The 16,385-nt window shown below is 57.0% G+C and carries 11 protein-coding genes; 2 read left to right on the forward strand and 9 right to left on the reverse strand.

The features are described from left to right. Positions 1–18 precede the first annotated feature (18 nt). The 5 genes from DIE13_RS13715 to DIE13_RS13735 form a co-directional block, all read right to left on the reverse strand. A complete protein-coding gene (locus DIE13_RS13715; protein WP_124827703.1) occupies positions 19–1,701 on the reverse strand; it encodes a DUF2875 family protein in 1,683 nt (560 codons plus the stop codon). Then, a complete protein-coding gene (locus DIE13_RS13720) occupies positions 1,698–3,782 on the reverse strand; it encodes a DUF3274 domain-containing protein (protein ID WP_124827704.1) in 2,085 nt (694 codons plus the stop codon). Before DIE13_RS13720 ends, DIE13_RS13715 begins: the two co-directional genes overlap by 4 nt. A 13-nt stretch (positions 3,783–3,795) precedes the next feature. Further along, complete coding sequence (locus DIE13_RS13725; protein ID WP_409333473.1) at positions 3,796–6,582, reverse strand: type VI secretion system Vgr family protein; 2,787 nt, start codon at positions 6,580–6,582, stop codon at positions 3,796–3,798. A 550-nt stretch (positions 6,583–7,132) separates the two neighbouring features. Beyond that, complete coding sequence (locus DIE13_RS13730) at positions 7,133–7,591, reverse strand: hypothetical protein (protein WP_124827706.1); 459 nt, start codon at positions 7,589–7,591, stop codon at positions 7,133–7,135. 956 nt (positions 7,592–8,547) lie between these two features. Continuing rightward, positions 8,548–8,922, reverse strand: a complete 375-nt coding sequence (locus DIE13_RS13735) for a helix-turn-helix domain-containing protein (RefSeq protein WP_234745565.1) — start codon at positions 8,920–8,922, stop codon at positions 8,548–8,550. Positions 8,923–9,039: 117 nt separating this feature from the next. On the opposite strand from DIE13_RS13735, the gene DIE13_RS13740 reads away from it, so the two are divergent. Continuing rightward, positions 9,040–9,435, forward strand: coding sequence for a hypothetical protein (locus DIE13_RS13740; RefSeq protein ID WP_124827707.1), 396 nt, complete (start codon positions 9,040–9,042; stop codon positions 9,433–9,435). 65 nt (positions 9,436–9,500) lie between these two features. Continuing rightward, complete coding sequence (locus DIE13_RS13745) at positions 9,501–9,953, forward strand: hypothetical protein (RefSeq protein ID WP_124827708.1); 453 nt, start codon at positions 9,501–9,503, stop codon at positions 9,951–9,953. A gap of 658 nt (positions 9,954–10,611) precedes the next feature. On the opposite strand, the gene DIE13_RS13755 is transcribed toward DIE13_RS13745, so the two are convergent. The 4 genes from DIE13_RS13755 to DIE13_RS13770 all read right to left on the reverse strand — a co-directional run bounded on the left by DIE13_RS13755 (position 10,612) and on the right by DIE13_RS13770 (position 16,382). Next, positions 10,612–11,136 (reverse strand): SMI1/KNR4 family protein, encoded by a 525-nt coding sequence (locus tag DIE13_RS13755; protein WP_124827709.1) that lies wholly within the window; start codon positions 11,134–11,136, stop codon positions 10,612–10,614. A gap of 9 nt (positions 11,137–11,145) precedes the next feature. Further along, positions 11,146–15,393 (reverse strand): RHS repeat-associated core domain-containing protein, encoded by a 4,248-nt coding sequence (locus tag DIE13_RS13760; protein WP_124827710.1) that lies wholly within the window; start codon positions 15,391–15,393, stop codon positions 11,146–11,148. Between the two features lie 21 nt (positions 15,394–15,414). Then, positions 15,415–15,873, reverse strand: coding sequence for a DUF1795 domain-containing protein (locus tag DIE13_RS13765; RefSeq protein WP_124827711.1), 459 nt, complete (start codon positions 15,871–15,873; stop codon positions 15,415–15,417). 65 nt (positions 15,874–15,938) lie between these two features. Then, a complete protein-coding gene (locus DIE13_RS13770) occupies positions 15,939–16,382 on the reverse strand; it encodes a hypothetical protein (protein ID WP_124827712.1) in 444 nt (147 codons plus the stop codon). Positions 16,383–16,385 lie beyond the last annotated feature (3 nt).

The following is a 16,385-nucleotide window of genomic DNA, read 5'->3' on the forward strand; positions in this document are numbered from 1 at the left end:
ACGCGCCTCCCAAACTGGTTAATGCGGCATCCGATATCGGAAGGGATTCGGGCCACGATGCTCCGAATTCTTGGCCTTGGTTGCCTCGTCCGGGGGACTGACCATCACTATGCTCGCTCGACCATCGTCCATCAGATTGATCGTCGCACTACTTCCGCCGTCCTCATAGTTCGCGATAGTCGCGAGCGACAATTGGACGAGCGCCGAACTAACGCCAGTATTACCGATGCGCCGACCGACATCGTAGCCCTCCTTGACGTTACCGAGGTCGATACCTTCCGTGTTCCCGTGCAACGCTTGCGTAAGTGGGATCGTCCACTCGCGATCTTGAGTTGTGTCATAAAACACTCGCGTGGGCTTTGCACCATCCGGTAGCGTCGCCACTGCTTGCTTCCAGCCCTCCTGCAACTGCTTCACTTGTTCCGCTCGCTTCAACAGCTTCCCGTTGTCATCGGTCAACTTGATGTCGACAGGGCGATGAAGGTAGCCCAACAGAGGCGCCTCATCGAACTCCTCGACTTGCCAGTTGGCCCAGCGGACCGGTAGGTACGGACTAGACTTGAATTCTCCTGGTCCCTTGTTGGTCACCTCTTTCCACAACTCGGGCAATTTCGATATCCACCAGTCGGAGCGCATTGTCGGAGGACCATAAAAGTGCCCTCCGGCTTCGGCCTCTACCTTCTCGGAAAAAGCACTATCCTCCTTCCAGTAGAAGTTCCACAGCTTGACGACGTCGTATTGTGTTTTTGTGCTATCAATATCACCTGGCATGTCGACCTGATACGGGCGAACAAGTTTATTAACCCGATCCGTTCTTGCGACAAGCAATGCGCTCATGCTATCGACGACAGGTGGAATAAACGCGCCCTGCGGCTCTTTAGCTGCTCCGGGTGTATTTAGCCCCCAACGATTAACCATACCATCTTGACTCATCACTAGTGCAGCCGGAACATCAGGATGCTCATCGAAAAATTTAAAAAGCTTGTCGATAGCAGGTGCCGCGCTGCTGGCATTGGCGTCATCCAACCAAAGAAATTGAGTAACGCCAAGCCCGGCCTTTTGGCGCACATCGGAAATTTCATATGCCGCTCGATAGTGGCTGTCAGCCCCTTTGGGCGGCCCATAAATAATCACAGGAACTGGCCAGTGATCAACAGCTTCGCCAGCGGCATATTTAAATGAGGCACCAGCAGCCACTTCTGCAAAGATCCTACGTTCATCCGGATTTTCCCCGTAATCCTTCGGGTCGGAGGAAAGAACCGTCTCGTAATTATTCGATTTTGCGACAATTTGCTTCCAGATCGTGTCTTGGTGTCGCCCTGTTACCGCCAGCCCAACCGCACGAATCTCCAATGCGTATTTGGCCCCCGTCCCTGCCAAAATTTTAGCGCTCTCGGAGTTCGTCTGCGGCGTGGCCACTTCAGCGGCCGCCGCAACAGGCTGCACCGTTGCTGCCCGACCTTCGCCATGCGACGCTCGCCAGATCCACTGCCCAGCATATGCAGCGGCAACCAAGCCTACAATTACCAAAAAACCGTTGCGTATCGTACTGCCCATATGCGGATCCTCGATGCCAGTGTTTTCCCAGTAGTGATATGACCGCACCAGCGTAACAGCCGTCCAAGCCAACGCCAGCGCGAAAAGTATCAACACGTACCCGCGCAACCGGGGGCGCGACAAAGGTGACAAGCTTACATTCATTGGCGTTTCTCGCGTTGAGCAAATGTCTCCCCGTCCACCATCTTTGGTGGTGTTTTAGGAACAATGTCGAACGGAAACTCCCCCCGAGAATAATACTTAGAACTTTTTTCAATTATCACTTGAGACGAACCAAGCAAACTTCCATAACACTTGTTATTCTGAACTTCTTTAAGCTTTGTTGAATCCAATTTCCAGTCAGCAATCGCCACCAACAGCTTCCTCATATCTGGATCATCGAGACTGCGTGCTTGACCAATCGCAACATCCATAGCCGCAACACGTCGCATGTTATTCGAATCTCGATAAATCGCGGAATGGTATGAATTATCGTCCCATTTACCACTATCCGTCTCCAGTCGCGCGCGTGTCTCGTTGGGCGATTCCTCACGCTCCCAATTTATTCCATACCCGTCGGCCGCACGAACGACGTTTGTTTGATCCTCGGGGTCCGCAATCTTGCTGTTATACCACTTCATGATCGCCGGGCTACCTTGCTTACGTACATCTTCGGGCAAGTCCGCCAATGGAATAAACTTCACCTTAGCTTTTGGATTACCGAGAAGCGTGTCACGCGCCACGTAGTCCGGCTTATCCTTACCCGCCTTGCGCTCCGTGCCGCGAATTGCTTCATCACCATAGAGATTTGGCTGATACGGCGGAAACAACTCATCTGCGTTGATCAAGCGCTTCTCGAACTTGTGGTCATCCCCAAGGTATTGCCCGTCATAGTATTCGGGTTTTTTCCCGACAAAACGAGGCCGACCGTATAAATCGGTAGGAACCTTCGACCAGAGTCGCTGGTAGAACCGATGAGCCTTCAGCACGTCCATTGCTTTTAGCGTCGTTGTAGATTTCATCGGCATCCCCAACACCTTGCGTGTTCCCTGCCACACTTCATCAACAGTGTCAGGCACGCCATGTGTGCCAATACCTTTGACCGTGACGAGATCCACCGTGGTGTCCTCAGTACAGAAGTACAAGTACACTTTTCCTCGGTTGTCCCGTTCCGTGAACGGATAGGCCTTTCCATCCTTGTCTTTTCGGCTTGCCTGCACGGGACTCCATCCGCGTCCGGTACGCCCCTGATGATCTGGGTTATCGTCCTTACAGACGAGTTGCGATAGCGGCGGCTCCGCGTGTGGATGTGCGGTGATTGCCTGGACAATGTTGATGAGAGTATTGAGCTTGCCGCGAAGCGTATAAGGAGTCGCACTCGGTTGAGCAATCTGGGCCATCGCAGGCTCGGTCAGGCTATACGGACTGTCGGCCAAGATCACACAGTCAGCACATCGCGAGCCGTCCTCGTTACTCTCCGCAAGCATCGCCTGCGCAAGCAGCGTAATAACGGTCCCTTGACTATGGGCCATTACCGTCACCGTTTCGTTCGGGTCAACTCTCCGGATCTCGCGAATCAACATTGCGAGACGTACCGCGGCCAGAACGTAGTAGTGCCGCTTCGGGCTTGACGAACTGTACTGGTAGTCGCTCATGAATAGACCAGCACCCCAGTTGGCAGCGTTGTCCATCCAGCCAGCATCGTACATTGCCGGAATATTCGTGGTTGCATTGTTGAACATCCCACCGCCTTTCGCGAACTTCTTGCCCAAGCGGTTTCCGTTGCCGTCCTGATACTGACCACGAAACGTCGACGGATTTTTTTCCCCGCCTTTGATCTCACCGTCCGACGCTCGATATCCCCAATAAAACGGGATAAACATACTATGAGTCTTGTCCTGACCTTCAGTGATTTCGGTTCGCTGATAAAGATAGGTGTCCGGATCGTACTTGATGTCCTTCCACTGATCAAAGTTGGGATTTTCACTCTTATACTTCACGGCCTTGTTAAAGAGTGCACCATACACACCCGGCTTCAGATCGCTGCGACTGAGGCGTTCGTTCAACCCTTCGCATAACCCCTGCTCGATGTGATCATAGTTGGCGCCCGGATCATTAACGCCATGCAGGAAAATTACAACGCCTGGCCGATCGGCCGGAATCTGGACGTTTCGCGGGCCGGGACGATTGGACATCGTCACAGCCATGCCCTGCGAAACAACGGTCGGTTGCGAGGTATTGGTCATCGTCGTAGCTAGCTCAAGCGAGCGGATTTTTCAGGATATCGATCTTGACGATCCGCATCGCATCGTCCGATACGAGATCTGTCAATCCGTCGGGGCCACTCTTGCCTTCGACGACGCGCCCATCATCCAGCGTCATTCGATATGCGCGGTTCGCGGCAACCGGCGTGTCGCCGTCTTGTCCCGGAAAATGCAATCGGAAACGCTGATCGGTTGGTTGGTTGGCGAATGAAGTCTTCGAAGCTTGTTGCGTTGATGGCCCGCCCCATTGATGCGAAGCTGATAGCAGCTTGATATCGCCGTTCGTGCCGAGCGTCACACCATCGCCGATCTTGATATAGCTGCCATCCTCAGCGACTAGCCGAATCGTTGGTGCGGTCACCAACACCTCGTTTTCGTTGGTCGCGATCTTAACCCCCTTCTGCGCATTCGCCGTTAGCGAATCAGCCTGAGCCTGCAGCAACATCGGACCTTCGCCTGCGACGGCTTGCACACCCGTGCCACGCGCAAACAACTGCATGCCCTGACCCGCAGTTGCGTTAAAACGCTGGCCGCTCATCAGTTGGAGATGCTGCTGCGCGACCTGATCGATGTTCTCACCCGCGTAGGTAACATGCGTCTTTGGAGTGACATTGACCGACCCAGCCTGCGCGCCTAACGCCATCAATGCCTGCGAAGTTGCTGCCGGCCCAGATCCGGACTCCGACGTACCGCTGCTTGGTGCCCAGCTCTTGAAAGCTTGCGAAACAGCGGCCTGCCCTGCCGTATCAGCAGCTTGGCCGCCGTGCTGCCCGGCGTAATCACCGAGCGACTTAAATAGCTCAGTACATTCACCAAGCAGTTGAAGTAATTCGTCGCGGTCGAGTTGCCCGCCGCTCGCCTGCGACCGCGCATAGGTCGTCAGAAGAATGCCTTGCGCCGCCCGTAAGGCGGCCGCTGCATCGGTGCGCAGTTCCGCGCCTTCGCCACGATCCTGCCCCACACCGTTGTCACGTGGTTGGGTCAGGTAGCCAAGGTTCAATTGGGTATGCGCATGCTCACTCGCCAACTGGCTGGAAATTTGCCCCGGTGTATCGTCCAGCCTGAGCTGGTTATACCGCTTGCCCTTAATTTCCTTTGTCTTGATCCCGGACACATAACGGTTTCCCGGCAATGAGCCGGTATGGGTAAATGTAGCCGGCTGATTCACGCCGTTCCCCAGCACCGAAATGATCACCAACCGGTCGGGATCGCCTCCGATGCTGCCCAGCAAAACCTCCATTCCGGCGCGAGGCAGGAACGAAGCCCCGAACTGTGCGCCCGCTAGGCTCGATGCAACGCGTATCGGAGCACTATCACCAACGTTGTCGTTAGTGCCAGCGCCTTGCGCGTGGGTGTGATCCGCCGGATCGAGCCCTTGGATTCGCACGTAAACTCGGCCGAGTTCGTCGCAGACGACTTCCTCGCCATCACGCGTCACTATCACACCAGTCATCAGGTGCACCGGCGGTAAATCGATTTTCGGATCGTAGGCCGGTGTGAGCGGCACACCACGGCGCACGCAGGTGAATGTATTTTCGTAACGCGTGTCCGCCTCCTCCGCCGACGCAGACGGCCGCGGTCGTGATTGGAACGCAAGATTGTGGCTTGCAGCGAACAGTGCCTGCACGCGTTCGGTCAATCCCTTTGGAAGATTGTTCCAGACCTCGTGATCGATCGATGTAAGGACGAACTGTCTCTTGTCGATCGGCTGCATATCCAAGTCTGGATCGCCGGCCAGGGTGATCCATGTGCCAACGGCAAGATCGCGTACGCCGCTTGCTCCGTCGTACTGCTCAGCCTCGAATTGATGCGCCAGCATCCGCGCGCGCGTGAGCCGTTCATGATCGTCCCACGAGTCACCCGCATGCGGGACGTCGATCGCCACGTCGGTCAAGAGCTTCGCAAGATCATTGCCGGCCTCGCCCTGATCAACGCTGCCCGCCACAGTCGATTCGTCGATTCGAGCCTTCTTGTAGTCCCACGATGGGCGGCTGATCATGCCCGGCACCAGCCGCGCATGCAGCGCAAACAACGTGACCGTATCGCGCTCCTCCGTGCCGGCATCACGAGGGTGCAGGCGCACCGTACCGGCTGGCGCTTGAGGTAGCGACCCGGGATCATCGCAACACACCAGTGTATGAGTCGGTGTGTCGTCATGGGTAGTGCGCTCGCTCTGAGCCGTCCCGGCTTTGGCGAAAACCGTGATCCCTTCACGACGCAACAGGCGACGTACGAATTTCGCGTCTGATTCGTTTACCTGTCGAGTTAATTCGCGAGCCGGATAGCGATCCCGGCTCAGACCGGACAGGTCGAACTCAAACGCACGAGCAAGAGCAGGACTGCGCTGCCGCCATTCGTTGAACAGCGTACCCAGGATGTCAACAACACTCAGCTTGCGAAACACTCGAGAATTGGTGCGCTTGTCCATCAGGGATAGAGCGTCGCAGACTGTGAGCTGGTACACACAGAGTTCGCCGTCGCTCTGGCCAATCTGTACGTCCTGGACGATCGCGTTGATCAAATGAAGCTGACCACGGTCAGTGACAAGCCGCACCGAGACAGGCACGCCGATGAACAGCTTCGGTGAAAGATCATGGCGAGCTGATACGCAGGTGAGGTGTCCGTGGATGCCGGCCATTAACCCCTCGCGAACGTTTGCGTGCTGAAGCGCAAGCAAATGCCCTAAGGTACTTTGCAACCGACCAAAGTTCAGCGCTACAGGACGCCTATTCCAGTCAACCGCCCCCGCGGCAAAGCTACTTATGGTTTCGGATAGTGACACAGCCGCCCTCTCGATTTTTTTTTCGATTTCGTATTGATTTAGGCGATCAACCCACATACCGGGACGAGCGAATCACCATTTCGTACATTACAGGATACCAAATCTACAGACGAGAGCAGGAGATTGGCGCAGCACCTGCATGTACATAGGCCTCATTTAACCAAAATTGACAGGCTGGCACGCAAATGTACCGAACCTTTCATGGCAGAAAGATTGTCAATTGCTTCGCTAATCGTGCCAATTGAAATCTATGCGAAGAAGAGCACCCAAAGCGCGTCCCTTCCATAGACATAGCTTCTTGCAAGCCGCTGTCCGTCTCTCGAAGGGTCACGTCGCTCAAAGAAGCAATGCGTATCCAACTGGTGGTTGCTGCCCGTCACATCCAACCGTCCGCGTCCCGCCGATCTAGATCGATGCTCGGCCCCATCCGTCATCAACATCATCCCCAGGCTGCAGGCTGGCACGGCAACCCAGCAAGTACGAAAACACCGCCCCGGCGGTCACAAATCGTTGCAGCGATGGTCAGCTCTTCGCCTGCCATGTCGCGCCTCTACAAGTCTTCGCTATCCGGGCTGATCGGGAATCCGAGGAAGCCCTGAACCCCTTGCCTCGGCTTAGTCGCTTCTCTCACGCTATTCGCTTGGGATCGGGGGCGTTTCGAGTCAATGCTGGCCATACCGCTTTGCGTCGACTTCGTGTTCGGACCTGGCACCGGTTGACACCGTTCCGCTTCCCGTCCGCCGTGCCGAGCTCGTCCCTTTCCATCCGCACGACGCATCGCATATCTCAGAGAATTGAGGCTCACACCGATGCCGTCTTGTGCTGCTTGTTCAACCAGTTCCAGCAGCGTGTAACCCTTTTCACGCGCTGCGCTGATTTGCTTTCGAATCGACTTGACGCCATCCCCGACCTTGACCGACTGCTCGTCTTTGGGTTTTTCCGGCAGTGCGTCAAGTCTGCGACCAAACGCTTCCCACTGCGCTCGCGTGAAACGTCTGGATACCGACATGACTCGCTCCGACATATACCGTTGATAGCATCTTGCGCAGGCATCAACTCAACGTCAACACTGGTTGAATGCGGTTTTCAGATGAAAAGAACGCATCAGAAACCAGAGGAATGTCTCGGAATGCAAAATATTTTTATCTTGTCGTCCATGTCCCATTCGACACGCGCGGAAGCACACCCGCCCTCTCATTCGTGCACACGCACGTAAATCTCGGCGACCATCATACGCTTGGCACGTCACCCCCAAGAACACCGAGAATGCATTCGATCGTACCAGCGCACGGACGCAACATGCACCACTAGCTCCCTGCAATTTGCGACGCCTTCGCGATACAGTTGCCGCTACCTTGCGTAGATGGTCGCAGCCAAGCGACCTTAGATCAGTTGCGATTCGCAGTCTGACGACACGGTGCGATTCGTCGAGCACACCATACCGACGATGCGGTCTAACACGCTACCGTCCACTCATCTACAGCTATCGCACTTGGGATCGATCGCCTATGCATGCCGGGCTAACTTTCTTGCGCTGCCAGCCTCACACTGCGACACATTGCGATTGCAGAGGACGCGAGTTTTCATTGCACACGATCTGCACATCGCGCGCGTAAAAATCACGTTAACGCCAAGAAAAATATGAAAAGCGAAGTAGTGCAGGATAGGCTTGCGCCGGTTTTGGGCGCCATGCACATGGAACTCTACGCGCACCATTGATAGGTCGAAGCAGTGAGGCTCAATTATCGGTATGGGCAGCATGTACGCCGCCGACTCACCATGACGGCAACTGAGAGCGTCTGGGTCCCACGTCCATGTTGATTGCGCCGGTGTAGCGGTGGCTGCGGCACGAAGTCGCGCCGAACCGGCAGCGAACGGTGTGTGCGGTTCAACCGCCGACAAGTTGCAGTCAGGGAGGTGTCCCCATATTCGCCCGCCTCGGCCAGTTACATCATCACGTTGCGATCAATTGTCCTCGGTGCCGTCCGACTCCCCCGACACGGGTCCGTTAATCGCGTCGACCAGCGCTAGCACGCCCCTCTTCTCCCGACTCTTCAATTCTCTGAAGCCTGCGAGAAGTCGCTCCTCCTCATCGGCAAGCCGGAGCGTCGCAGGATTTGACGTTTGACCAGTCAGCAGATACTGAACATCAACCCCGGCCTCTGCAATTCCAACCAGGTAGTTGGCGTCCGGGTACCGCAAACCCTTCTCATAGTTGGACTGCGCCTGTTTTCGAACGCCACCAGAGTTGCCCAATTCGTCCTGCGTCATACGCAGGCGCCGCCGCTCCTGCTTCAGACGCAGCGCAAAGTTATCCAAACGTGGATTCGCAGTTGACATATACGTTTTTGTTGACTAGCGTGATAAGTACACGATCGAGCTTCGACGTTATCGCGTGCAGGAAAATTCGACTGCATACGCCCCGAAAAACAGCAGTCCTTTGCTGGAGTAGATGCTATGTCATTCACCTACGAAATCTGCGGCACCTTGTCCGTTCTCGACAATTTTCGGCACAGTCATGCCCAACAGTTCGCCGAGAGTATCGCGAACCCGGCCGATGTCTATTTCGCGACCGATGCCGTCACGCACTCCTTCATGACCCGTATTCGCGGTGCGCTCACCGACGACGAAGCGGAGTCAGTCGAAGACACACTGGAAGAATTCTCCCAAAAATGGGCGCGGACCGGCGCCATCTTCAAACGCGTGCGGTATGGAGAGCCGTCGTTCGTTCCCGTCGGCCTCGCCGAACACGTCGAGCTGCTTGAGGAACTCGCCTACGAGCATCTGCAACTGGAGGCCTTCCTGCGGCGCCAAGCGCAGATTCTGGACAGGTTCCGGCAGCCAGCGCCCTGACACGCGCGACTTGATACGCCATTACCGACTGCAGACCTAGGATAACCGAATCAGCTGAGGATACGATGGAAGAACCAGCACGCTACGTCTTGTCGGGTGCGCTGCCCGTCCATGACGATTTGGAAGACGAACAGCTTGATCGGGTGTCCCGACATCTAGGCGGCATTGCCTCGGTGTACCTGAGGCACGACGAGGTGGCACACGCCGTCTCACTGCGCATCTCCGGCACGCTGATGCGTGACGACATGCGCTACATCGAGCAGCGCATCGAGCGGTTCGCCGAAGAAAACGCCCGCGCCGCTGCGATTCTACTGAGCGAGTGGAACTGCGAAACGAGCGAGCTCGTCGTGGGCATGAACTGGGACGCCCAATGCCTGATCCGACTCGGCGCAGTACAGGAACAACTCGGGAAGCTCACCGGACGGTACTTCGACTTTCTACTGCGACTTGAACCACCCGACGCTCCCGCCCACGGCAGCCCACTCCTGTGCGTCTCGGTCGGGACCGGCAATGAATAGCATGTCGACAGATGAGCAGATTTGGGCCGCAATATGCCCGCGGCATCTTGCGTCGCGACGAGGCGGGTTTGGGCCAGCGGCAGAATGTGCCGAGCATCGTCCTGCGCGAGCCCTCTACAGATCACCCCCTGGGGGTATTTTTGGGGGTATTTCTTCAAAGGTTGCCGGCTATTCCCATAGCCGGCGGACCAGCATGGATTCTGTCGGGGAGACCAGTCAAGCCGGCTTGGCGCGCGAGTTGACGAATCTGACGAAGAGCCTCGTTATCGCGACACGCTGGGCACTCGACCATCGTATCGAACAGATAGGATCTGCATCGGCTCGATTCGTGTCCCTGACGACATCGAAATCGATACTGCGCGTGCCAACCTTTTCTATTCTGGCTCCAGCAACTTCAGTCCATATGGGCGAAGTGCCTGGCGCATTCGTTTCAGCTGATCGACCGACAACGTTGCAGCTCCGCGTGATTGCTCTCGCATACCCAACTGCAAAAATGGCACTGCCAAATCAATCAGTGAAAATTCGAATCGACCGTACGACACGGCACAATCAACACTTGGCTCAAAACCGTAGCCGCGCATGACTCCCGCCGAACCGGGCGCCGCCCTATGCGGCGCTCTCGTAGCCACGATCTCCAGGAAGCCGCGACATTCGTCTTTTAGCCGGGCCAGTCATCGAGAGGGATGAACTGCATCTGCTTTGTTCCATCGACGATCGTATCCAGAAATTCTGAGAATCCATCTGCTACATAGTAGAGATTGCCACATTCGGCCACCTCTGCGATATCCGGCTTAGCAGTGTCGTCCGCATGCAGATGCGTTCTATCCCAATAAAGAACTTTGCGAGCGTCACCGAACTTCGCAAGTGCGTAGTAATTACCTCCCGGATCATCTCCGATCACAAAGAACTCATTCAGGAATCCAACCTCATCTCTGACTCGTTCATTTTGCTCCACCAAATCAAAATTACCATTGCTTGCACCGAGTCCAAATAGCGATGAAAATGAAATAATCCCATTATCGACACCTGAAAAGTCGAGATCTAGATAATCAGCGCCATCGATAAATAAACCATTCCACTTTCGCAATAAATTCGCATATTCCACCGGAATACCGAATCCAATCTGCGATTCCAATTTAGCGAAAAGCGGCTCCGCAGGCTTTACTCCATACAGAACTGGCACATTACCTCCTCAACACGACGGTTGGCTCTTCAGATTAGAGACGCCACCTCGATGGGTGAACTCACCGTGAATATCTTTCGGGACTTCCTGCATAGTTACCATGTTCTCGTGGTGGTGCCAAGTATTGTTTTTGTAATCCGCCACACTTCCAGCCTTAGCATCGGCCTTTCCAAAATCCCCTGTTGGCGCCTTACTATGATTCCCTTGCAACCCCTCGACATCCACAGATCTAACCGCGTACGGGCTGAAATCAGGATAGCCATTTGGATATCGGACAACAGTACCCTTTGCGTTGGTATATACCCACGTCCCCGACTCTACCTCGACGTGGACGGTCCCACCTTTATCGAGCCATTTCGTCACATCTGGCGAATTCAGAGGCTTCTCCCCGAACCAGCCCCACGGATCGACCCATCCGGTCGGATTGGGCGCATATGCATACAGATTATCACCACCCATCAACCCGATCGGATCGTGGTTGATGAACCGACCTACATCCGGATCATAGAACCGGAAAGTATTGTAGTGAAGGCCCGTATTTTCATCGGCATACTGTCCCGCGTAGCGGAGCGGCTGATCCGTGCGTGCCGCAGTCAGTTGTCGACTGCTCGGCTCGACCTTGCCCCACGCCGTATATTGCCCTGCCCACGCCAGATCTCCAGCCTCGTCGGTCACTTCCAGCGGTGCGCCAACCAGATCCGTATGGAAGTGGTATATCCGCGACGCTCGCTTCGCCGTGTCGATCGCTGCCGCCGCCAGTGCCTCTGCGATAACTGCATCGACGCGTGCCGCTGGAGAGTAGGACGCATCTGGGCTGTACACATAGCTGCTTACCCCAGTCTCGCGCACTTCCTGCGCGAGCCGTAACCCCTCCCACACAAACCGCTTCGTCTCGCTGCGCAGTTTCACGCCACGCACATCGAAACTGGTATCCGTCTTCGCAATACGCCGCCCAATCGGGTCGTATTCGAAACGGGTTTCGACTGCACCGCGCACGTTCTGCGTTCGGACTGCGATCAGCCGATTCTGCCCGTCGTAAGTGAAGCGCTGCGTCTGGTTCGCTCCGCGCAGCTTCGTCACCAGATTGCCGAACGGATCGTACTCGAAGCGCAGGTCTTGCCACATGAGCAGGCGGTTGCCTTCGACGTACCCGCGGCTCCTGCGCTGCGCATCGTCGAGCAGGTTGCCGGCGGCGTCCCACGTGAATTCTTCAACCTGCCGGTCCATCGTGTTCACCCGACGGGTCAGCTGTCCTGCGGGATCGTAGTTGTACTGTGTACTGCCACGCATGCCGTCACTCATCTCGATCAGCTCGCCAGCAGCGTCGTACCCGTAGTTGCGCCACAATTGACCGCGCCCACGGCCCAACACTTCGGGTTGGAATCCAGCCGACTGCCAAACCTTCCGACCGAGCGGATCGTATGCGGAACGCTGAGTCAACCGCCCCTGTGTGCGCATCACCTCACGATGCAGATCGTCGCGCTCGAAGTCGCTCACCACCTGATCGCCACAACGAATCTGGTGCACATGACCGGAGCCGTAACGCAGCATCTGCAAGGTCTGATCGTGAGGCAGCGCGAGCGTTGTCACGTTGTCAAGCGCATCGAGCGCATATTCGACTGTGCCATTCACACCGTGCTCGGCAACAAGACGACCCGCTTTGTCGTATTCGAAGCTCACGACGTCCGGCGTGATGCCAAGTGCAATACCTGCTGGAGTTGGCGTACGCTCAACCTTCACCGTCCGGTCACCCTTGTCGCGCTCAAAGCGGGTCACCTCGGTCGGTGTATGCTGGACCTTCAGATTGCCCATCCGGTCGCGCTCAAAGCGAATAGTGCGAATCGGGCGAATCGTCGTTGCGTCGCTGATCGGCGCCCCTACGATGTCAAGAGCAAGCAATTCGCCAGCGTCCCCATACTCGAACCGCCGCTGCACACCGTCAGGTCGCGTTTCGGTCAAGAGTCGGCCGCCGGCACTGTACGTGAACGTATAGCGCGCGTGGTCCTGCTGAAGCTCGCGAAGCCGGCCCTCGGCATCGTACCGATAACGGGTCCGTCGCCCTGCGGGATTGATCGCCTCGACGAGTTGCCCGCGAGCATTGCGCAGCGACTGTTGGACTCGTCCACCAAGGCCAACGTGCCGAACCATAAACCCAGCCGCATCATATTCAAAGGTCTCCGAACTTCCATCGGGATAGGTAATGCGGCGCGGCTCGCCGGTCGGACGCACATCGTACGTGATGCGTTGACCAAGCGCGTTCTCTCGCAGAAGTGGCAGGCCAAACAGATCAAAACGGGTTCGCGTGGTTTTACCAGAGCAGTCAGTGCGCGCAACGAGCTCGCCGAGCCGATTCCACTCCAGAGTCTTACGTCCCCCGAGTGCATCAATGTGCGCGATCGGCAGCGAGGTCAGTCCCTTCGGATACTCGTAGCGGTTTTCGCGACCAAGCGGATCCTGACTCAACAGCAGTCGACCTTGTGGATCGTATTCGGCACGCCAGGTGCCACCGTCAGCCCCGACAACCTCCACGGGCCGCATGCTGTTACCGTCATAGCGAGTTCGAGTCGTGCGCCCAAGTGGATCCGTCTCGGCGACGATCCGACCCGCGTCGTCGTACTCGAATGCTGCGGTGCGTTCACCCGGCAGCATCAGCATCACAGGCATACCTGCGTCGTTGTACTTGATCCTGTAAAAGCCGCCGTCGAGGTCGGTGTACTCGACAATCTGGAATTGCGCGTCGAAGCGCCAGTGTGCGGTGCGACCATCGGCGTGCCGAACATGGGTCTGCCGACCTTCGACGTCGTATTCGAACACCCAGTCCTCGCCCTCGCTGGTGCGCGTCGCGACGACGCGCGGCTGGCCTTCGATCGTCGACCATGCGTAGCTCGACGTGAAGCCCAGCGCGTTTGTGTGGCTCGCCATCAGGCCGTTGACATACGCAAATTGCCGCACAACCGACCCGTTCGCGTCCGTCACCAACGCTAGCTGGCCGTTCTCGTCGTATCCGTAAGCGACGGCCAGCCTGCGCTCATCGCCATGAACGAGCGTAATCGCGCTAAGGCGCCCGTGTTCCTGCTCATAATCGAGCACAGCTTGCAGCCCGCCGCACGTCAGAATCTCACTGACGCGCCCACGGCTGTCGCGCTCGAACTGGTACCACTGCCCCGCCTGATCCTCAATACGGCGTACCCAAGCGATGCGCCCCGAGTCCGGATCATATCGACCGAAATCGTAATACCGCTCGCCGAGGTCGTGCAGAATGTAGCGCCCGTCAGGCGTACAGGTCAGGTACCGTTGCTCGGCCTCGCTGAACGCCGCTTGTCCGGCACGCAGCAAAGGAAATCCACTCTCGCGCCCTTGCGCGTCGGTGTACCAGAGGCGCCCGTCGCGGGCGTGCAAACGAAGCTCCCACGGCAGCACCCAACCGCGGCCGAGCGTTCCCGCGTACTCAATGCCGCTCGAATAGAACCGCTTGATCGCGACCGGCATTGGACTCTGGATCACGTAGTCGGTTTCCGAGTCGGCCAGCAGAATCTTCCGCCCGGTCGTCACGTCGACCGGGTTGCCGAACAACCCGCCGATCGCCTTATTGATCGCGGGCCCAGCGACGTAGCGACCCACAGCTTCGCCGAGCACGTAGCCGCCGATAAACTTCGTTGCACACGGCATTACGGCGCGCGACAAGCCACCGGCCTGCTTCAACAGTCCGCCCAACCCGCCGACCAGACCCGCCAGCACGAACGCCCATTCCGTCGCGGTACGTAGCCAAGGCGGCACTTCGTCATCAACCGGCAGGTAAGTCTGGGTGCCGCCGTGAAAAAACGTGTCGTGCGAACCGTCGGCGATCGTCGCGCCGCAGGTAATCTTGTCGTCCTTTCGCGCCGCGGGACGCCCATTGATGAAAATGTTCGTCGAGCCTTGCGCGACAAGCGGAATGGGATTGTGCTTGCTGCAAGCCACGCCGCTCAGCGTCGCATAGGCCGCCGACAAGGAGTTGACGTAGACGTCCGGTGAACCAGCAATGATGTTGCCGGATTGCGAACTGAACATCTTCCCGATCGACTCCCCTATTGATAGGAGAGCCTGCGCTCCGATACCGGCCATCATGCCCGCCAGCAACGCCACGCCGAAGCCGCATGTGAATGTGGCGAAAGCGACTGCGGCGATCAGGGCGATGCCCAGCACGGCTCCGACCAGAAAGCCCGCAAGCGCGCTGGTGTGATCGATCGGATCAGTGACTCGTGCGGCTTCGTACACGATGATTGTCCTTTGCTGTTGTTATACCGACTCTTGTTCTGCCGGACGGTAGCCGTCGAGCCAGTTGCGCCACAATGCGTCGAGCGTTTCGCCGAAGCTCTTCGCGCTCGATGCGGTAAAGATCAGCACGCGCCCCGGGGCAACAATGAACGCACCTTGCCGTTGAAAAACGGTCTTCGGACCGTTCCGATAGGCAGCGTCAATGCGCTCCCCAGGCACTCCATCCGTTTCAGGTCCAAGCCGTTCAGACTGACGCGAAAGCACCCGGTGTCCCTGCAACCGCGATTTGAGCAGCGCGATCTGACGATCGATATACGGCGCAAGGGTCTCTCCGTCCTTGAGCCAGTCGCGTGCGACACTGAGGTTCGGCTGTGCGGCCGTATCGGCCGGCACGAAGAGATTGGTCGTGCGATCCTCGAAACCGTCCGGCAGAACGATGCTGCCTTCGTGAATCCGGATACGGTTTTCGGAATCCGTCATGCTGGTTCTCTCGAAATATTTGGAAATTGGAAGTTGTCGATATCAGCGTCCGCACCCGCCCAAACTCATTCGCCCGGCAGCGCAGCGGTGGTTTCACGACGCAAGCGCACGCTGCCCAACAGCAATGTGAGTTGCGCGATGAACCACGCGTAAAACGCGATCCCGAAGCTGGAAATCGGTGTCGCGCCTGCTTCGTTGAAATACCACTTCGACGTGAGCAGCGAACACAGTGCGCAGGCGAGCGCCGCAGCCGAAAACAGGCTGGCGCGGGCATATCGGTTCCGGGCGAGCTGAACGATCGCAACTAGATAGAGCGGATTGGCGAGCCATGCGGGATTGAGCATGAGCAGGCCCCACCAGCCCTGAACGAGAACCGACATCCCGCTAAGCGGCGCTTCCTTCTCGAAATACATCGCAGGCAGCATCAGGGAGAATATGTACAGCGCCCCGGACACTCCAAGGACTGCCTCTCGCCTGACACGCGGCGCCGAATCAAAAGCGCTCATCATTTC

The organism is Burkholderia sp. Bp9016 (assembly GCF_003857765.1).
Lineage (GTDB): Bacteria > Pseudomonadota > Gammaproteobacteria > Burkholderiales > Burkholderiaceae > Burkholderia.

Coding starts and splice junctions, on each gene's coding strand:
- DIE13_RS13715 (WP_124827703.1), bottom strand. CDS start 1,701: ATGAATGTAAGCTTGTCACCTTTGTCGCGCCCCCGGTTGCGCGGGTAC.
- DIE13_RS13720 (WP_124827704.1), bottom strand. CDS start 3,782: ATGACCAATACCTCGCAACCGACCGTTGTTTCGCAGGGCATGGCTGTG.
- DIE13_RS13730 (WP_124827706.1), bottom strand. CDS start 7,591: ATGTCGGTATCCAGACGTTTCACGCGAGCGCAGTGGGAAGCGTTTGGT.
- DIE13_RS13735 (WP_234745565.1), bottom strand. CDS start 8,922: ATGTCAACTGCGAATCCACGTTTGGATAACTTTGCGCTGCGTCTGAAG.
- DIE13_RS13740 (WP_124827707.1), top strand. CDS start 9,040: ATGTCATTCACCTACGAAATCTGCGGCACCTTGTCCGTTCTCGACAAT.
- DIE13_RS13745 (WP_124827708.1), top strand. CDS start 9,501: ATGGAAGAACCAGCACGCTACGTCTTGTCGGGTGCGCTGCCCGTCCAT.
- DIE13_RS13765 (WP_124827711.1), bottom strand. CDS start 15,873: ATGACGGATTCCGAAAACCGTATCCGGATTCACGAAGGCAGCATCGTT.
- DIE13_RS13770 (WP_124827712.1), bottom strand. CDS start 16,382: ATGATGAGCGCTTTTGATTCGGCGCCGCGTGTCAGGCGAGAGGCAGTC.